At 67.7% G+C, this 19,686-nt stretch carries 13 protein-coding genes; 1 reads left to right on the forward strand and 12 read right to left on the reverse strand.

The annotated features are described in order from the left end of the window. Positions 1-7 precede the first annotated feature (7 nt). The 10 genes from rplB to rpsL form a co-directional block, all read right to left on the reverse strand. Complete coding sequence (rplB, locus tag ACFY0O_RS11185) at positions 8-844, reverse strand: 50S ribosomal protein L2 (protein ID WP_007265902.1); 837 nt, start codon at positions 842-844, stop codon at positions 8-10. A 39-nt stretch (positions 845-883) separates the two neighbouring features. Next, positions 884-1,207 carry a 50S ribosomal protein L23 gene (rplW, locus tag ACFY0O_RS11190; RefSeq protein WP_045945286.1) on the reverse strand — a complete coding sequence of 108 codons (324 nt, stop codon included), beginning with the start codon at positions 1,205-1,207 and terminating at the stop codon, positions 884-886. Next, entirely contained in the window at positions 1,207-1,857 is a 651-nt protein-coding gene (gene rplD / locus ACFY0O_RS11195) for a 50S ribosomal protein L4 (RefSeq protein WP_007265900.1), read from the reverse strand. Before rplD ends, rplW begins: the two co-directional genes overlap by 1 nt. A gap of 4 nt (positions 1,858-1,861) precedes the next feature. Beyond that, positions 1,862-2,506: a 50S ribosomal protein L3 gene (gene rplC / locus ACFY0O_RS11200; RefSeq protein WP_042812328.1), complete on the reverse strand. Its 645-nt coding sequence runs from the start codon at positions 2,504-2,506 to the stop codon at positions 1,862-1,864. Positions 2,507-2,520: 14 nt separating this feature from the next. Next, complete coding sequence (rpsJ, locus tag ACFY0O_RS11205) at positions 2,521-2,829, reverse strand: 30S ribosomal protein S10 (RefSeq protein ID WP_003948644.1); 309 nt, start codon at positions 2,827-2,829, stop codon at positions 2,521-2,523. A 454-nt stretch (positions 2,830-3,283) separates the two neighbouring features. Next, the gene (locus ACFY0O_RS11210) at positions 3,284-4,375 is read right to left on the reverse strand and encodes a hypothetical protein (protein ID WP_388945633.1); all 1,092 of its coding nucleotides are present in this window, start codon (positions 4,373-4,375) and stop codon (positions 3,284-3,286) included. Between the two features lie 124 nt (positions 4,376-4,499). Further along, positions 4,500-5,693: an elongation factor Tu gene (gene tuf, locus ACFY0O_RS11215; RefSeq protein WP_042812325.1), complete on the reverse strand. Its 1,194-nt coding sequence runs from the start codon at positions 5,691-5,693 to the stop codon at positions 4,500-4,502. A 152-nt stretch (positions 5,694-5,845) separates the two neighbouring features. Beyond that, a complete protein-coding gene (gene fusA, locus ACFY0O_RS11220) occupies positions 5,846-7,978 on the reverse strand; it encodes an elongation factor G (protein ID WP_344163465.1) in 2,133 nt (710 codons plus the stop codon). A 39-nt stretch (positions 7,979-8,017) separates the two neighbouring features. Further along, positions 8,018-8,488: a 30S ribosomal protein S7 gene (gene rpsG, locus ACFY0O_RS11225; RefSeq protein ID WP_007265894.1), complete on the reverse strand. Its 471-nt coding sequence runs from the start codon at positions 8,486-8,488 to the stop codon at positions 8,018-8,020. Between the two features lie 2 nt (positions 8,489-8,490). Further along, complete coding sequence (gene rpsL / locus ACFY0O_RS11230) at positions 8,491-8,862, reverse strand: 30S ribosomal protein S12 (protein WP_007265893.1); 372 nt, start codon at positions 8,860-8,862, stop codon at positions 8,491-8,493. A 401-nt stretch (positions 8,863-9,263) separates the two neighbouring features. On the opposite strand from rpsL, the gene ACFY0O_RS11235 reads away from it, so the two are divergent. Continuing rightward, the gene (locus ACFY0O_RS11235) at positions 9,264-11,738 is read left to right on the forward strand and encodes a YfhO family protein (protein WP_388945495.1); all 2,475 of its coding nucleotides are present in this window, start codon (positions 9,264-9,266) and stop codon (positions 11,736-11,738) included. Positions 11,739-12,092: 354 nt separating this feature from the next. Here ACFY0O_RS11235 and ACFY0O_RS11240 read toward each other — a convergent pair whose 3' ends face one another. Further along, positions 12,093-15,992, reverse strand: a complete 3,900-nt coding sequence (locus ACFY0O_RS11240) for a DNA-directed RNA polymerase subunit beta' (RefSeq protein ID WP_358893656.1) — start codon at positions 15,990-15,992, stop codon at positions 12,093-12,095. A gap of 97 nt (positions 15,993-16,089) precedes the next feature. Then, the gene (gene rpoB / locus ACFY0O_RS11245) at positions 16,090-19,572 is read right to left on the reverse strand and encodes a DNA-directed RNA polymerase subunit beta (protein ID WP_358893657.1); all 3,483 of its coding nucleotides are present in this window, start codon (positions 19,570-19,572) and stop codon (positions 16,090-16,092) included. Between the last annotated feature and the right edge of the window lie 114 nt (positions 19,573-19,686).

Raw genomic sequence — 19,686 nt, forward strand, 5'->3', positions numbered from 1 at the left:
CCCGCTCCTAGCGCTTCTTGTTCGTCTTGCGGCGGCGGACGATGTACTTGCTCGAAGCCTTCTTCGGCGAGCGAGTACGACCCTCCTTCTGACCCCACGGGGAGACCGGGTGGCGACCACCGCTGGTCTTGCCCTCACCACCACCGTGCGGGTGGTCAACCGGGTTCATCGCGACACCGCGGACGGTCGGGCGAACGCCCTTCCAGCGCATGCGGCCGGCCTTGCCCCAGTTGATGTTCGACTGCTCGGCGTTGCCGACCTCGCCGACCGTGGCGCGGCAGCGCGCGTCGACGAGACGGATCTCACCGGACGGCATGCGGAGGTGGGCCATCACGCCCTCCTTCGCGAGCAGCTGCACGGAGGCACCAGCCGAACGCGCGAACTTGGCGCCGCCACCGGGGCGGAGCTCGATCGCGTGGATCGTGGTACCGACCGGGATGTTGCGGAGCGCGAGGTTGTTGCCCGGCTTGATGTCGGCCGTGGGGCCGTTCTCAATCCGGTCACCCTGCTGCAGGCCGCGCGGCGCGATGATGTAGCGCTTCTCGCCGTCGGCGTAGTGCAGCAGCGCGATGCGCGCGGTGCGGTTGGGGTCGTACTCGATGTGCGCGACCTTGGCCGGCACGCCGTCCTTGTCGTGACGACGGAAGTCGATCACGCGGTAGGCGCGCTTGTGGCCACCGCCCTGGTGGCGAACGGTCACACGACCGGTGTTGTTACGGCCGCCCTTGCTGTGCAGGGGGCGGACCAGCGACTTCTCCGGCGTGGACCGCGTGATCTCGACAAAGTCGGCGACGCTGGAGCCACGACGGCCCGGGGTCGTCGGCTTGTACTTGCGGATACCCATTTCTCAGTCCTCGTCCGATTCCGGACGACTAGACCTCCGTTAGGAGGCCTGGCCGCCGAAGATGTCGATACGGTTGCCCTCGGCAAGGGTCACGATGGCGCGCTTGGTGTTGGCGCGCTTGCCGAAACCGGTCTTGGTGCGCTTGCGCTTACCCTGACGGTTGATCGTGTTGACCCCGGTGACCTTGACCGAGAAGACCGCCTCGACGGCCTGCTTGATCTGGGTCTTGTTGGCGCCGGGCGCGACGATGAACGTGTACTTGTTCTCGTCCAGCAGCGCGTAGCTCTTCTCCGAGACGACCGGCTTGATCAGCAGGTCGCGCGGGTCGGAGAAGGTCTTGCTGGTAACGGTCGCCTCAGACATCAGGCCTCGTTCCCTTCGGTCTCATCGGCCTTGGGGCCAGACACGAAGGACTCGAGCGCGGCCTGGGTGAAGACCACGTCGTCAGAGACGATCACGTCGTACGTGTTCAGCTGGCCCGGCTCCAGGATGTGAACCTGGGGCAGGTTGCGGGCGGACAGCCACGCCAGCTCGTCAGAGCGCTCGGCGACCAGGAGCAGGTTCTTGCGCTCCGAGATCTTGCCGAACAGCGTCTTCGCGGCCTTGGTGGAGGCGGCACCCTCGACCACGCCGGTGACGACGTGGATGCGGGAGTGACGCGCACGGTCCGAGAGGGCACCGCGGAGGGCGGCGGCCTTCATCTTCTTCGGGGTGCGCTGCGAGTAGTCACGCGGCTGCGGGCCGTGGACGACGCCACCGCCGGCGAACTGCGGAGCGCGGGTCGAACCCTGACGGGCGCGGCCGGTGCCCTTCTGGCGGTACGGCTTCTTGCCACCACCACGGACTTCGCCACGGGTCTTGGTCTTGTGCGTGCCCTGGCGGGCAGCGGCCAGCTGGGCGACGACGACCTGGTGGATCAGCGGAACGCTGGTCTTCGCGTCGAAGATCTCCGCGGGGAGCTCGACGGTACCGGCCTTGTCGCCTGCCGGCGAAAGGATGTCAATGGTGCTCATTACCTCAAGCCCCCTTGGCCGCGGTACGGACCAGGACGAGGCCGCCGTTCGGACCGGGGACCGCGCCCTTGATGAGGAGCAGACCCTTCTCCGCGTCAACCGCGTGGATGGTCAGGTTCTGGGTGGTGACGCGCTCGTTACCCATGCGACCGGCCATGCGCATGCCCTTGAAGACACGCCCAGGGGTGGCACAGCCACCGATCGAACCGGGGGAGCGGTGCTTGCGCTGCACACCGTGACCGGCGCCGAGGCCCCGGAAGTTGTGGCGCTTCATGACACCGGCGAAGCCCTTGCCCTTGCTGTTGCCCGTGACGTCAACCTTGACGCCGGACTCGAACACGGCAGCCGTGATCTCCTGGCCGAGCGTGTACTCGCTGGCGTCGGAGGTACGGAGCTCCACCAGGTGGCGGCGCGGGGTCACATCGGCCTTGGCGAAGTGGCCCTTGAGGGGCTTGTTCACCTTGCGCGGGTCGATCTCGCCGAAGGCGATCTGGACCGACTCGTAGCCGTCGGTGTCGTTGGTACGGACCTGGGTAACGACACAGGGCCCGGCCTTGACGACGGTCACCGGGACGACACGGTTGTTCTCGTCCCAGACCTGGGTCATGCCGAGCTTCTCGCCCAGGACGCCCTTGATCTGCTTAGCCATCTTCTCGACGCCTCTCAGAGCTTGATCTCGATGTCAACGCCGGCCGGAAGGTCCAGGCGCATCAGCGAGTCAACGGTCTTGGGCGTCGGGTCGAGGATGTCGATCAGGCGCTTGTGCGTGCGCATCTCGAAGTGCTCGCGCGAGTCCTTGTACTTGTGCGGCGACTTGATGACGCAGTACACGTTCTTCTCAGTGGGCAGCGGCACCGGGCCCGCGACCGACGCACCAGTGCGGGTCACCGTCTCGACGATCTTCTTCGCCGAGGAGTCGATGACCTCGTGGTCGTAGGCCTTGAGCCGGATGCGGATCTTCTGTCCCGCCATGGCTACTCCGTAGTCCTGTCTCGTGTGGAAACGCTCTGGCTCCCGGTCGGCTGCGGAACGGGGTTCCGCTGCCTCTCCTCCGACCCACGCGGTCGGGCGTGTCGCACTCCCTCCGAGAAAATCCCCATACGGGAACTCCCTCATCAAAGGGGGTGCGGCCCTGGGCCGCGCATCGGGGGAGAAACACCCACCGAGTGCCTGGTGCGGACCGTGCTGACACTTCCCAGAAGATTCCCGTACGTCCGCCCTCATTGCTGCCCCGAGAGGCAGATTAAGGACGACGAGTACCGTGGGACTCGCTTCCGGTCCTCCCGGCGGGAGGCGCGCAGCATCGGCACACAGCCGAGCAACTTGAGTAGTCTGCCATACGAGACACGTACCTGGCCAATCGGGCCGAAGAGAATACCCCGCCGAGCGATCACGTCAAACCGCGGCGCGCGACGGGGATCCCAGGTCAGGACCGGGATGCGGTCCTGCACCCCTCGGAATGCACCGGGCCGGTTCGGTCGTACGGATCAGTGAGCTCCCCGGATGCCTTCGTTCCGCCCGAAACCACCTGCGGGAAGTCCGGGTGCAGGAAGCCTCCGGTCGCCTCGCACCGGACGTTCGACCACTCCGAGTCGTACCTGCGCAGCTGGAGTCGGCCCTCGGTGGTGTCCCAGCGCGCCGGGTCGAGGAGCGCGAAGGTGACCTGGCGGCGCACGATGGTCCGCTGCACGCTCCCGTCGCCCTTCGTCATGGGGTGGACGAAGGTGTAGTCGGTCACCACCAGGGCCTCCCCCGGCTCCCCCGCCTCCACCCGCATGCTGCCGCGCACCTTGACCACGTCACCGACCGGCTGGACCTCGGCGGGGTCGAACCGGGTGAAGAGGGTGACCGGCGGGTTCTCCGCGCCGGGCTGGGCGAGGGAGCGCTCCACGCGCTGCGGGACCTCGGGCTGGCGGGGGTCCAGCAGCTCCAGGGCCGCCTTCGGACGCTCCCCGCGCAGCACGGCGGGATCCAGGTTGGCCGCCACCAGGAACCGCTTCGCCTTCTCCAGGGCCTGCCCGACCTGTTCCTGGCCCAGCCCGCCGACGGCGGTCGCGGCCGGCACCTCGATCGCGGCCGCGCCCTCCGCCCACTGCGCGGCCGGCGAGCCCCGGAAAGGATCCTTGAGGGTCGGGCGGTCCGGAGGCGCGGCCGCCTGGCGGCCGCCGGCCTCGCCCGTCAGCTTGTCGATGACCAGCTCCGGCCGCAGGGCGACCAGCGCGAGCCCCGCGATGACCACGATCGCCGCCGCGGCCTTGAGCCGGCGCTTCGCGCGCCCGCGGCCCTGCATCTCCTGCCAGGCGGGCCCGGTACGCCAGCCGGGCGGATCCCCCGCCCCCGGCTTCGGCGCCCGGCCGAACCGGCGGCGCCCGGCCCGCGCCCGTTCCTCCTCCTCGCGCCGCAGCCGCTCGGTAACCATCCGCGCCCGCGCCGACGGCTCCTTCGGCGCGTCCGCGCTCTCCCGCGCGACCTCCTCGCCGAAGCGCGCCCACTCCTCGTCGGATATCTCCCGGTCCATGCTTCCCACCCCTGAAAGTCCTTGACGTGACGAAGGGCCCCTCCCCCACCGCAGAACGGTGGGAAAGGGGCCCTTGCGTCGAACATGGTGCCCGCTCGCGCGAGCTACCAGGTCAGAACACGAATTACTTCGTGATCTTGGTGACCTGGCCGGCGCCGACCGTACGACCACCCTCACGGATGGCGAACTTCAGGCCCTCCTCCATGGCGACCGGCTGGATCAGCTGGACGGACATGTCGGTGTTGTCGCCCGGCATGACCATCTCGGTGCCCTCGGGGAGGGTAACGACGCCGGTCACGTCCGTGGTACGGAAGTAGAACTGCGGGCGGTAGTTGTTGAAGAACGGGGTGTGACGGCCACCCTCGTCCTTCGACAGGATGTACGCGGCGGCCTCGAACTCGGTGTGCGGCGTGACCGAACCGGGCTTGATGATGACCTGGCCGCGCTCGACGTCCTCGCGCTTGATGCCACGGAGGAGCAGACCGACGTTCTCGCCGGCCTGGCCCTCGTCGAGCAGCTTGCGGAACATCTCGATGCCGGTGACCGTGGTGGTGGTCTTCTCCTGCTTGATGCCGATGATGTCAACGGTCTCGTTGACCTTCAGGACACCACGCTCGATGCGGCCGGTGACGACGGTGCCACGACCGGTGATCGTGAAGACGTCCTCGACGGGCATCAGGAACGGCTTGTCGGTGTCACGCGGCGGGGTCGGGATGGCCTCGTCCACGGCGTCCATCAGGCCGAGGAGCTTGTCACCCCACTCCTTGTCACCCTCGAGCGCCTTCAGCGCGGAGACCTGGACGACCGGCAGGTCGTCGCCCGGGAAGTCGTACTCGGAGAGCAGCTCACGGACCTCGAGCTCGACGAGCTCCAGGATCTCCTCGTCGTCCACCATGTCGGCCTTGTTCAGGGCGACGACGATGTACGGAACGCCGACCTGGCGGGCCAGGAGCACGTGCTCCTTGGTCTGCGGCATCGGGCCGTCGGTGGCGGCGACCACGAGGATGGCGCCGTCCATCTGCGCGGCACCGGTGATCATGTTCTTGATGTAGTCCGCGTGACCCGGGCAGTCGACGTGGGCGTAGTGACGCGCCTCGGTCTGGTACTCGACGTGCGCGATGGAGATGGTGATACCGCGCTGGCGCTCCTCAGGAGCCTTGTCGATCTGGTCGAACGCCGAGGCCGCGTTCAGGTCCGGGTACTTGTCGTGCAGCACCTTGGTAATGGCGGCCGTGAGGGTCGTCTTACCGTGGTCAATGTGACCGATGGTGCCGATGTTGACGTGCGGCTTAGTCCGCTCGAACTTCGCCTTCGCCACGGGGGTCCTCCTGAGAGTGGTTCTGTACGCCTTGATGATCGTCGGCGCCAGGTGATCTTTGCTGGATAGCCGGTTCCCCCGGGGCAACGGGAGGGTTGCTCCTGTTGCCCCTGGGGCTCCGGTGGCAAGCCTAAAGCGTGTACTCGGAAGAGTTACTCGCCCTTGGCCTTCGCGATGATCTCCTCAGCGACGTTCCGGGGAACCTCGGCGTAGGAGTCGAACTGCATCGAGTAGCTGGCGCGACCCGAGGTCTTGCTGCGGAGGTCTCCGACGTAGCCGAACATCTCCGAAAGCGGCACGAGGCCCTTGACGATCTTGGCTCCGTGACGGTCCTCCATGGCCTGGATCTGGCCACGGCGGGAGTTGATGTCACCGATGACGTCGCCCATGGACTCCTCCGGCGTGGTGACCTCGACGGCCATCATCGGCTCGAGGAGCACGGGAGAAGCCTTGCGCGCGGCCTCCTTGAAGGCCTGCGAACCGGCGATCTTGAAGGCGAGCTCGGAGGAGTCGACCTCGTGGTAGCCACCGTCGAGAAGCGTGACGCGGACGCCCGTCATCTCGTAGCCGGCCAGGATGCCGAACTGCATGGCCTCCTGCGCACCGGCGTCGACCGAAGGGATGTACTCCTTCGGCACGCGGCCACCGGTGACCTTGTTCACGAACTCGTACGCCGGACCATCGGCGTCCGTGATCGGCTCGATCGCGATCTGCACCTTGGCGAACTGACCGGTACCACCGGTCTGCTTCTTGTGGGTGTAGTCGTGACGCTCGACGGCCTTGCGGATCGTCTCGCGGTACGCGACCTGCGGCTTGCCGACGTTGGCGACGACCTTGAACTCGCGCTTCATACGGTCGACCAGCACCTCGAGGTGCAGCTCGCCCATACCGCCGAGGATGGTCTGGCCGGTCTCCTCGTCCGAGTGGACGTGGAAGGACGGGTCCTCTTCCGCGAGACGCTGGATGGCGACACCCAGCTTCTCCTGGTCGCCCTTGGAGGCGGGCTCGATGGCGACCTGGATGACCGGAGCCGGGAAGTCCATGGACTCCAGGATCACGGGCGCCTTGTCGTCACACAGCGTCTCACCGGTGGTGGTCTGCTTCAGGCCCATGACGGCGACGATGTCGCCGGCGCCCACCGCGTCGATCTCCTCACGCTTGTTCGCGTGCATGCGGTAGATCTTGCCGATGCGCTCCTTCTTGCCCTTGACGGAGTTCAGCACCGCGGTGCCGGCCTCCAGGCGGCCCGAGTAAACCCGGACGAAGGTGAGCTTGCCGAGGTGCGGGTCGCTCATGATCTTGAACGCGAGCGCGGCGAGGGGCTCCTCGTCCGACGGCTTGCGCTTCACGACGACCTCGGCGTCCTTGACGTCGTGGCCCTCGATGGCCTCGATGTCGAGCGGCGACGGGAGGTAGCGCACGACGGCGTCGAGCAGGGGCTGGACGCCCTTGTTCTTGAACGCCGTACCGCAGAACACCGCGGTGATCGTGGGCTCGCCCTTGCCCTTGCCGGAGCCGAGGATGATGCGGCGCACGGCCGCGTGCAGCTGCTCCTCGGTGGGCTCGGTGCCCTCGAGGAAGAGCTCCATCATCTCTTCGTCGTTCTCGGCGACCTGCTCGACGAGGGTGGCGCGCCACTCCTCGGCCAGCTCGGTGTGGGTGTCCGGGATGTCGACGACGTCGTACATCTCACCCTTGGTGGCCTCGGCGGACCACACGAGGGCCTTCATGCGGACGAGGTCGACGACGCCCTTGAAGTCCGCCTCGGAGCCGATCGGCAGCTGCATGACGATCGGAACCGCGCCGAGGCGGTCCTTGATCATGTCGACGCAGCGCATGAACTCGGCGCCCGTACGGTCGAGCTTGTTGACGAAGCAGATGCGCGGGACGCCGTAGCGGTCCGCCTGACGCCAAACGGTCTCGGACTGCGGCTCCACACCGGCGACACCGTCGAACACGGTGACGGCGCCGTCGAGGACGCGGAGCGAACGCTCCACCTCGACGGTGAAGTCCACGTGACCCGGGGTGTCGATGATGTTGATGGTGTGGTCGACGTCCTCGAGCGGCCAGTGGCAGGTCGTCGCGGCAGACGTGATCGTGATGCCGCGCTCCTGCTCCTGCTCCATCCAGTCCATCGTGGCAGCGCCGTCGTGGACTTCACCGATCTTGTACGACACACCGGTGTAGAACAGGATGCGCTCGGTGGTGGTCGTCTTGCCCGCGTCGATGTGGGCCATGATGCCGATGTTGCGCACCTTGGCCAGGTCAAGCGAAGTGGTAGCCATATCGGCTCAGTCTTCTCTCGGTCTCGATGTGGGTTGGGACTACCAGCGGTAGTGCGCGAAGGCCTTGTTGGACTCGGCCATCTTGTGCGTGTCCTCGCGCTTCTTGACAGCAGCGCCAAGACCGTTGGAGGCGTCGAGCAGCTCGTTCATCAGGCGCTCGGTCATGGTCTTCTCGCGGCGGGCGCGGGAGTAACCCACGAGCCAGCGGAGGGCCAGGGTCGACTGGCGACCCGGCTTGACCTCGACGGGAACCTGGTAGGTCGCGCCACCGACACGGCGGGACTTGACCTCGAGGGACGGCTTGACGTTCTCCAGCGCGCGCTTCAGCGTGATGACCGGGTCGTTGCCGGTCTTCTCGCGGAGGCCTTCCATGGCGCCGTAGACGATGCGCTCGGCGGTGGAGCGCTTGCCGTTCAGGAGGATCTTGTTGATGAGCGAGGTCACCAGAGGAGAGGCGTAGACCGGGTCGATGATGACCGGGCGCTTCGGGGCGGGGCCCTTACGAGGCATTCTTACTTCTCCTTCTTGGCGCCGTAGCGGCTGCGGGCCTGCTTGCGGTTCTTGACAGCCTGGGTGTCAAGCGCACCGCGGATGATCTTGTAACGAACACCCGGCAGGTCCTTCACACGGCCACCACGCACGAGCACGATCGAGTGCTCCTGCAGGTTGTGTCCCTCACCCGGAATGTAAGCGGTGACCTCGATGCCAGAGGTCAGACGCACACGCGCGACCTTACGCAGCGCCGAGTTCGGCTTCTTCGGGGTGGTCGTGAACACACGCGTGCAGACGCCGCGACGCTGGGGCGAAGCCTCGAGCGCGGGGGTCTTTGTCTTCTCGACCTTGTCCTGCCGGCCCTTACGGACCAGCTGCTGGATCGTAGGCACTACTTCTCCGGTTTCTGTGTGCCGTGTAGTGAAGCTAACCTGGAACATTTGCCGACCCACGCGGTCGGGTGTGTCGGATCCGGCGGACCTCCGCGCAAGCACGGAAACGCATGGATCGCGGTGGCCGATACGGCTCGCGTGCGGTTGATGGACACGCACGGGAGCCCAGGCACACCCCAGGCACAAGGTCTGAGCGTACCCACCGCATCCACTCCGGTCAAAACATGGGCCGCACCGCCACGGCCCACACGGCCGCGCAGCTCAGGCGCCCCTTGGGTGTGACCCTCCCGAGCCGGGGCGGCCGTGCGGAGGTCACACCGGCGTGGTAGTGCGGGCGAACTACACTGCCAGCGAATCCCAGCGAGTCAGTTCAAAACGATACGAGCGCCAGGAGCAGGACATTGGGGACGGTCACCTCGGAGCCGACGACGGCCGCATCCCCGCCCCCCGGCCCCGTGCCCCGGCGGCGCGCCGCCCTCCCCCGCCTCTACGGGCCCCTGCTGGCCTTCGTCCTCACCTCGGCCGCCTTCTGCGCGGCCTGGGCGGCCCGCGGCAGCTTCCCCTTCGGCAACACCGGCCGGGCCGTCAACGACCAGGCCAACCAGTACGTGCCCTTCCACCGCGCCCTGTGGGACCTCGTGCACGGGCAGGCCGCCGGCGACCTCCTGTTCAGCTGGCGCGGCGGCTTCGGACAGCAGTTCCTGTCCGACTACTACACCTACCTCGGCAACCCGTTCTCGTGGCTGGCCGTCCTCGTCCCGCGCGCCCACGTCGACCTGGCCGTCTTCCTGATCACCCCGGTGACGATGGGCGCGGCCGCCGCCCTGATGACCGTCTACCTCGGCAGGCTCCAGGCCGGCCCGTGGTGGCAGCGGGGGGTCCTCGGCGCCTGCTACGGCCTGTGCGGGTGGGCGCTGAGCGACGCCTCGTACATCCCGATGTGGCTCTGGGGCCTGGTGGCGCTCCCCCTCCTCGGCATCGCCGTCGAGTGGTGCCTGGAGGGCCGTCGCTGGCCGGGCGCCGCCCTGCTCGTCGCCCTCGCCTGGTACGGCAACTTCTACACGGCGATGATGGCCACGATGGCCGCCTGCGTCCTGCTGGCCATCCGCCTGCTCACCCGCGACATGACGGGCGCAGAGCGGGTGCGGGCGCTGTGGCGCGCGGCCACCGCCGCCGCGACGGGCATCCTCCTCACCCTCCCGCTCCTCCTGCCGTCCTTCCTCTCCAGCGGCGCCTCGCAGCCCACGAAGGCCGCGGCCTTCGACCCGGTGCGCGTCGACGTCTTCCTGGCCGGCATGCTCCCGGCCACCCACCTGTGGGGCGGCCGGCCGCGCCTGTACGTGGCCTCGCTGGGCCTGATCCTGGCAGGAAGCTTCCTCCTCAACACCCGCATCGCCGCACGCACCCGCCTGGTCTGGGCGGCGGCGACCCTGCTCGTCCTGGTCTCGTTCCAGTTCCCGCCCACCCAGTACGTGTGGCACGGGCTGGCCGTCCCGAACGGCAACCCGTACCGCGAGACCTTCGTGTTCAGCGGCATGGTCGTGGTCCTGGCCTGGCTGGCCCTGGCCAACCGCCCCCGCCCCCTCCACCTGAGCCTGGCGGCCGGCCTGCTCGTCGTCGCCACCTTCGTCCTGCGCCACACGAACGACTTCGGCGGCTGGACCTGGCCGGCGGTCCTGGGCGGCGGCGCGGTCTCCCTGCTGGCCCTGATCCTGCTCTCGCTGGGCGAGCGGCGGCGCGCGCTGATCCCGCTCGCCGCACTGCTCATGATCGGGGTGGTCTTCGCCGAGTCCACGGTCGCCGCGGCGAACGCGGACGCCCGCCGCTCCCGCGAACGCTGGGCGGCGCCGGCCGCGACCTCCAGCCGCTCGATCACGAACCACTACGAAGCGGTACGGAAGGTGGACGGCTGGCCCGCCTACCGGACGGATTCGGGCGCGCCGCAGACCTCGTACAACGACGCCCTGGCCCTCCGGGCCGAGGGCCCGCAGTACTACAGCAGCTACCTCCCGGAGGCCACCTACCAGGCCCTGGAGCCCCTGGGATACGGCTACAAGAACGACGGCCGCACCTTCTTCGGCGCCGACAACCCGGTCCTCGACGCGATCTTCTCCATCGGCGCCCGCGTCCGCCCGGGCACGGCTCCCGGCACCTGGACGGCCACGAAACAGCCCGCCCCGCCCCTGGTCACGGTCCGCCCCGCGCCGTACACCTCCCCCAACCCCCCGGCCAGCGTCTACGCCCGCCAGGAGACGGTCCTGGGCGCCACGGTCTACGAGGTACCCCCGGCCACCCGCACCGGCACTCCCACCTCCCAGACGTACACGGCCACCTGCACCCCGGGCACCGAGGCCTACTGGTACTCCCCCGCCCTCTACGGCACCCTCCGCACCGGCGGCCGCTCCCTCCCCCTGGAGGACCGCATGACCGGGGTCCTCCCCCTGGGCCCGGTCCCCGCGTCCGGCACGGTCACGGCGACGGCCGACACCCGCACCGAGAACGCCACGGCCGGCCCGAACCCGATCGGCTGCCTGAACCGCACGGCCCTGACCACCCGCGTCCACGACCTCACCACCACCGGCGCCACCGCGGTCCAGGTGGGCGGCCACACCATCGAAGCCACCCTCCCGCCCACCGCCACCGGCACGGCCGTCTTCGCGATGACGGACATCCCCGGCTGGCAGTGCTCGGCCCCCACGCAGCCCTTCCACGGCCTCCTGGCCATCCCCCTCACCCCGGACACCCCCCGCCACCTCTCCTGCACCTACACCCCCAAGGGCCTCCCCCCAGGCCTCGCAGCCGCCACCCTGGCCCTCCTGACCCTGACCTCGGTCACCACGGCCGCCTACGTCCGCCGCCGCCGCGAACGCGCCTGACCGCCGCCGAGACCCGTCGCCCGGACGCCAATCCCGCCGCTTCCGTGGCATCCCGTACGCGATACCCCTCGGGCTGTGGCTCGCCGCCGGAGCTGGCGGCGGTCCTCGCCCACGAGCTCGGGCACCACACGGCGGGCCCCTCCTGGGCCAGGCTGCTGGGATGGTGGTACGCGCTGCCCGGCCGGGTCGCCTACCGGCTCCTGCTCTCCCCGCACCCGCATCCACCACCTCCAGCGCCACATGCGGCTCCAGGGCTGGGGAACGCCGCAGGGCGGTCACCCTCTCGGGTGACCGCCCTGCGGTTACTGCGTGTCTGCGACTCAGCCGTGCTGCGTCCTATGACGACTGACTTCGTCAGCCGTTGTAGGGGCCGTAGTCGTAGTCCTCCAGCGGGACAGCCTGGCCGGAGCCGGTGCCGAAGGGGGAGTAGTCGATGTCGTCGTAGCCGACGGCCGAGTACATCGCGGCCTTGGCTTCCTCGGTCGGCTCCACCCGAATGTTGCGGTAGCGGGACAGACCCGTACCGGCCGGGATGAGCTTACCGATGATGACGTTCTCCTTGAGGCCGATGAGGCTGTCGGACTTGGCGTTGATCGCCGCGTCCGTCAGGACTCGGGTCGTCTCCTGGAAGGAGGCGGCCGACAGCCAGGACTCCGTCGCCAGCGAGGCCTTGGTGATACCCATCAGCTGCGGACGGCCGGAGGCGGGGTGACCGCCCTCGGTGACCACACGACGGTTCTCGGTCTCGAAGCGGGAGCGCTCGACGAGCTCGCCCGGGAGGAGCTCCGCGTCGCCGGACTCGATGATCGTCACGCGGCGCAGCATCTGCCGGATGATGATCTCGATGTGCTTGTCGTGGATCGACACGCCCTGCGAGTTGTAGACCTTCTGGACTTCGCCGACCAGGTGGACCTGGACGGCGCGCTGGCCGAGGATGCGCAGCACGTCGTGCGGGTTGGTGGCACCCATGGTGAGCTTCTGGCCCACCTCGACGTGGTCGCCCTCGTGCACGATGACCTTGGCGCGCTTGGAGATCGGGAACGCCGTCTCCTCGCTGCCGTCGTCGGGCGTGATGACGATCTTCTTCGTCTTCTCGGTCTCCTCGATCCGCACGCGGCCGGCGGCCTCGGAGATCGGGGCGACACCCTTCGGGGTACGGGCCTCGAAGAGCTCGACGACACGCGGCAGACCCTGCGTGATGTCGTCACCGGCCACACCACCGGTGTGGAAGGTACGCATCGTCAGCTGGGTACCGGGCTCACCGATGGACTGGGCGGCGATGATGCCGACCGCCTCACCGATGTCGACCAGCTTGCCGGTGGCCAGCGAGCGGCCGTAGCAGAAGGCACAGGTGCCGACGGCGGACTCACAGGTCAGGACCGAGCGGGTCTTGACCTCCTCGACGCCGTTCGCGATGAGGGCGTCGATGAGCACGTCACCGAGGTCCACGTTCGCCGGCGCGATGACCTTGCCGTCGATGACGACGTCCTCGGCCAGCATGCGGGCGTACACCGAGGTCTCGACGTCGTCCGCCTTGCGGAGGACACCGGTCTCGTCCTTCGTACCGATCTTGAGCTTGAGGCCGCGCTCGGTACCGCAGTCCTCCTCGCGGATGATGACGTCCTGCGAGACGTCCACCAGACGACGGGTGAGGTAACCCGAGTCGGCGGTACGCAGGGCGGTGTCCGCCAGACCCTTACGGGCACCGTGCGTGGAGATGAAGTACTCCAGAACGGTGAGGCCCTCACGGAAGGACGCCTTGATCGGACGCGGGATGGTCTCGTTCTTCGCGTTCGACACCAGACCACGCATACCGGCGATCTGTCGCATCTGCATCATGTTTCCTCGGGCACCCGAGTCAACCATCATGAAGATGGGGTTGGTCTTGGGGAAGTTCGCGTTCATCGCCTCGGCAACCTCGTTGGTCGCCTTGGTCCAGATCGCGATGAGCTCCTGCGTGCGCTCGTCCTTGGTGATCAGACCGCGCTCGTACTGCTTCTGGACCTTCTCGTCCATCGCCTCGTAGCCCGCGACGATGGCCTTCTTGGCCTCGGGCACGACGACGTCGGAGATGGCCACGGTGACGCCCGAACGGGTCGCCCAGTGGAAGCCGGCCGCCTTCAGGTTGTCGAGCGTCGCCGCCACGATGACCTTGGGGTAGCGCTCCGCCAGGTCGTTGACGATCTCGGAGAGCTGCTTCTTGCCCACCGAGTAGTCGACGAACGGGTAGTCCTCGGGCAGCAGCTCGTTGAAGAGCGCACGGCCCAGGGTCGTCTTCAGACGGAAGCTGTCGCCCGGCTGGAACTCCTGCTCGCCCTCTTCGGCGACCGGCGGCACCCAGCCGCGCGGCGGGATGGTGCCCACCGGGAAGCGGATGTCGACGGACGACTGCAGCGCGAGCTCGCCGGCGTCGAACGCCATGATCGCCTCGGCGGTCGAGCCGAACGCGCGGCCCTCGCCCTTGACGTCACGGAGCTCACCGTCGGTGGTCAGGAAGAACAGACCCAGGACCATGTCCTGCGTCGGCATCGTGACCGGACGGCCGTCGGCCGGCTTGAGGATGTTGTTCGAGGACAGCATCAGGATGCGGGCCTCGGCCTGCGCCTCCGCGGAGAGCGGCAGGTGGACGGCCATCTGGTCACCGTCGAAGTCCGCGTTGAACGCGGTGCAGACGAGCGGGTGGATCTGGATGGCCTTGCCTTCGACCAGCTGGGGCTCGAAGGCCTGGATGCCGAGGCGGTGCAGCGTGGGCGCACGGTTCAGCAGGACCGGGTGCTCGGCGATGACCTCTTCGAGCACGTCGTACACGACCGTGCGGCCGCGCTCGACCATGCGCTTCGCCGACTTGATGTTCTGCGCGTGGTTCAGGTCGACCAGGCGCTTCATCACGAACGGCTTGAAGAGCTCCAGCGCCATGGCCTTGGGCAGACCGCACTGGTGCAGCTTCAGCTGCGGACCGACGACGATCACGGAACGCGCGGAGTAGTCCACACGCTTGCCGAGAAGGTTCTGACGGAATCGACCCTGCTTGCCCTTCAGCATGTCGCTGAGGGACTTCAGCGGGCGGTTGCCGGGACCCGTCACCGGGCGGCCGCGACGACCGTTGTCGAAGAGCGCGTCCACGGCCTCCTGGAGCATGCGCTTCTCGTTGTTCACGATGATCTCGGGGGCACCGAGGTCGAGAAGGCGCTTCAGGCGGTTGTTGCGGTTGATGACGCGGCGGTACAGGTCGTTCAGGTCGGAGGTCGCGAAGCGGCCACCGTCCAGCTGCACCATCGGACGCAGGTCCGGCGGGATGACCGGGACGCAGTCCAGGACCATGCCCTTGGGGCTGTTGCTGGTCTGCAGGAACGCCGAGACGACCTTGAGGCGCTTGAGCGCACGGGTCTTCTTCTGGCCCTTGCCGGTGCGGATGATCTCGCGGAGGCGCTCGGCCTCCTCCTCCAGGTCGAAGGACTCCAGGCGCTTCTGCAGCGCCGCGGCACCCATCGAGCCGTCGAAGTACGTGCCGAAGCGGTCACGCAGCTCGCGGTAGAGGAGCTCGTCGCCCTCCAGGTCCTGGACCTTGAGGTTCTTGAAGCGGGACCAGACCTCGTCCAGACGGTCGATCTCGCGCTGCGCACGGTCGCGCAGCTGCTTCATCTCGCGCTCGGCGCCCTCGCGCACCTTGCGGCGCACGTCGGCCTTGGCGCCCTCGGCCTCCAGCTCGGCCAGGTCGCTCTCGAGCTTCTTGGCGCGGCCTTCGAGGTCGGCGTCGCGGCGGTTCTCGATCTGCTGGCGCTCGACGGAGACGTGGGCCTCCAGCGACGGCAGGTCGCGCTGACGGCGCTCGTCGTCGACGAACGTGATCATGTACGCGGCAAAGTAGATGACCTTCTCGAGGTCCTTCGGCGCGAGGTCCAGCAGGTAGCCCAGGCGCGACGGGACGCCCTTGAAGTACCAGATGTGGGTGACGGGAGCGGCAAGCTCGATGTGGCCCATGCGCTCACGGCGCACCTTGGCGCGCGTGACCTCGACGCCACAGCGTTCACAGATGATGCCCTTGAAGCGGACACGCTTGTACTTGCCGCAGTAGCACTCCCAGTCCCGGGTAGGACCGAAGATCTTCTCGCAGAAGAGTCCGTCCTTCTCGGGCTTGAGGGTGCGGTAGTTGATGGTCTCCGGCTTCTTGACCTCGCCGTGCGACCAGGTTCGGATGTCGTCCGCGGTGGCAAGGCCGATCCGCAGCTCGTCGAAGAAGTTGACGTCGAGCACTGTGCGTCAATCCCTCTTTCGGGGTCGAGTCTCAATCATGGTCTGAACGGTCCCGGGGACGGCCGGGGGATCACGGTGGATCCCCCGGCCAGGCCCGTCAGACCTCTTCGACGCTGCTCGGCTCGCGCCGGGACAGGTCGATACCGAGCTCCTCCGCCGCGCGGAAGACGTCCTCGTCGGTGTCGCGCATCTCGATGGACATGCCGTCCGAGGACAGCACCTCCACGTTGAGGCAGAGCGACTGCATTTCCTTGATGAGCACCTTGAAGGACTCGGGAATGCCCGGCTCAGGGATGTTCTCGCCCTTGACGATGGCCTCGTAGACCTTCACGCGGCCGGTCACGTCGTCGGACTTGATCGTCAGGAGTTCCTGGAGCGCGTACGCGGCGCCGTATGCCTCAAGCGCCCACACCTCCATCTCACCGAAGCGCTGACCACCGAACTGCGCCTTACCACCCAGCGGCTGCTGCGTGATCATCGAGTACGGACCGGTCGAACGGGCGTGGAGCTTGTCGTCGACCAGGTGGTGCAGCTTGAGGATGTACATGTACCCGACCGAGATCGGGTCCGGGAACGGCTCGCCGGAGCGGCCGTCGAACAGGCGCGCCTTACCGGTCGGGAGCACCATGCGCTCGCCGTCGCGGTTCGGGATGGTGTGCTGGAGCAGGCCGGCCAGCTCGTCCTCACGCGCACCGTCGAAGACGGGGGTGGCGACGTTGGTGCCGGGGGCGACCTGGTCGGCGCCGATCGCCTGGAGGCGCTGCGCCCACTCGTCCGCGAGGCCGGAGACGTCCCAGCCGCGGCTGGCGAGCCAGCCGAGGTGGATCTCCAGGACCTGTCCCGGGTTCATTCGGGACGGGACACCCAGCGGGTTCAGGATGATGTCGACCGGCGTGCCGTCCTCAAGGAAGGGCATGTCCTCGATCGGAAGGATCTTGGAGATGACACCCTTGTTGCCGTGGCGGCCGGCGAGCTTGTCACCGTCGGTGATCTTGCGCTTCTGGGCGACGTAGACGCGGACCAGCTGGTTCACGCCCGGAGGAAGCTCGTCGCCCTCCTCGCGGTCGAAGACGCGGACACCGATGACCTTGCCGATCTCACCGTGAGGGACCTTGAGCGAGGTGTCACGCACCTCGCGGGCCTTCTCACCGAAGATCGCGCGGAGCAGGCGCTCCTCGGGGGTCAGCTCGGTCTCACCCTTGGGCGTGACCTTGCCGACGAGGATGTCGCCGGCGACGACGTCCGCACCGATGCGGATGATGCCGCGCTCGTCGAGGTCGGCGAGGACCTCCTCGGAGACGTTCGGGATGTCCCGGGTGATCTCCTCGGGGCCCAGCTTGGTGTCACGGGCGTCGACCTCGTGCTCCTCGATGTGGATCGAGGAGAGGACGTCGTCCTGCACGAGGCGCTGCGACAGGATGATCGCGTCCTCGTAGTTGTGGCCTTCCCAGGGCATGAACGCGACGAGCAGGTTCTTGCCGAGGGCCATTTCGCCCTCTTCGGTCGCGGGACCGTCGGCGAGGACCTGGGCCTCGATGATGCGGTCACCCTCGTTGACGATGACCTTCTGGTTGACCGAGGTGCCCTGGTTCGAGCGGGAGAACTTGGCGACGCGGTACGTGGTGTACGTGCCGTCGTCGTTGGCGACGGTGATGTAGTCGGCCGAGACCTCCTGGACGACACCGTCCTTCTCCGCCTTGATCGAGTCGCCGGCGTCGACCGCACAGCGGTACTCCATGCCGGTGCCGACGAGCGGGGCCTCCGCCTTGATGAGCGGAACGGCCTGGCGCATCATGTTCGCGCCCATGAGGGCACGGTTGGCGTCGTCGTGCTCCAGGAAGGGGATCATCGCGGTCGCGACGGACACCATCTGGCGCGGGGAGACGTCCATGTAGTCGACGTCGTCGCCGGCGATGTAGTCGATCTCGCCGCCACGACGGCGGACCAGCACGCGGTTCTCGGTGAAGCGCATGTCCTCGGACAGGCCGGCGTTGGCCTGGGCGATGACGAAGCGGTCTTCCTCGTCGGCGGTCAGGTAGTCGACCTCGTCGGTGACGACACCCTCGACGACCTTGCGGTACGGGGTCTCGATGAAGCCGAACGGGTTGATGCGGCCGTAGGAGGCCAGCGAGCCGATCAGACCGATGTTCGGGCCTTCGGGCGTCTCGATCGGGCACATGCGGCCGTAGTGCGACGGGTGGACGTCACGGACCTCGAAGCCGGCCCGCTCACGGGACAGACCACCCGGGCCGAGGGCGTTGAGACGACGCTTGTGCGTCAGGCCCGACAGCGGGTTGTTCTGGTCCATGAACTGCGACAGCTGGCTGGTGCCGAAGAACTCCTTGATGGAGGCGACGACCGGCCGGATGTTGATCAGGGTCTGCGGCGTGATCGCCTCGACGTCCTGGGTGGTCATGCGCTCGCGCACGACGCGCTCCATACGGGCGAGACCCGTACGGACCTGGTTCTGGATGAGCTCGCCGACGTTGCGGATACGACGGTTGCCGAAGTGGTCGATGTCGTCGGTCTCGACGACGATCTCCCGGCCGGACTCGCCGACGGTCTCGGTCTCGCCCGCGTGGAGCTTCACGAGGTACTTGATCGTGGCGATGATGTCGTCGGTGGTGAGCACACCGGCGTCGAGCGGCTCGTCGGCGCCGAGCTTCTTGTTCACCTTGTAGCGGCCGACCTTCGCGAGGTCGTAGCGCTTCGGGTTGAAGTAGAGGTTCTCGAGCAGCGTCTGAGCGGCCTCGCGGGTCGGCGGCTCGCCCGGGCGCAGCTTGCGGTAGATGTCGAGCAGCGCGTCGTCCTGGCCCTGGGTGTGGTCCTTCTCCAGGGTGGCGCGCATGGACTCGTACTCGCCGAACTCCTCGAGGATCTGCTCGGTGGTCCAGCCGAGGGCCTTGAGGAGGACGGTGACGGACTGCTTGCGCTTGCGGTCGATGCGGACGCCGACCATGTCGCGCTTGTCGACCTCCATCTCCAGCCAGGCACCCCGGGACGGGATGATCTTGGCGGAGAAGATGTCCTTGTCGGACGTCTTGTCGATGGAGGAGTCGAAGTAGACACCAGGGGAACGGACGAGCTGCGACACGACGACGCGCTCGGTGCCGTTGATGACGAAGGTGCCCTTGTTGGTCATGAGCGGGAAGTCGCCCATGAAGACCGTCTGAGACTTGATCTCACCGGTCTCGTTGTTCGTGAACTCGGCCGTGACGAAGAGCGGCGCCGCGTACGTGAAGTCGCGCTCCTTGCACTCGTCGACGGAGTTCTTCGCCGGCTCGAACCGGTGGTCGCGGAACGTCAGCGACATCGACCCGGAGAAGTCCTCGATCGGCGAGATCTCCTCGAAGATCTCTTCCAGACCGGACTTGGTGGGAACGTCCTGTCCACTCTCAAGCGCCGACTCGACGCGGGACTTCCAGGCGGCGTTGCCGAGCAGCCAGTCAAAGCTCTCGGTCTGCAGCGCCAGGAGGTTCGGAACCTCGAGGGGCTCCTTGATCTTTGCAAAGGAGATGCGCAGCGGGGCGGTGCTGGCACCGGTGTTCGTATTGGTCGAGGCGTTGCGCGAGGCGGCCAAGAGGGGGTCCTTCCGAGGGCTCGGACTCACTACGCGCGTACCGGTCCCAGCCGACACAGAAGACAGAGCCTCCCCAGCTGGACTAAAAGACCAGGTCGGGGCGTATCAATCCGG

Source organism: Streptomyces sp. NPDC001594 (assembly GCF_042893675.1).
Taxonomy (GTDB): domain Bacteria; phylum Actinomycetota; class Actinomycetes; order Streptomycetales; family Streptomycetaceae; genus Streptomyces.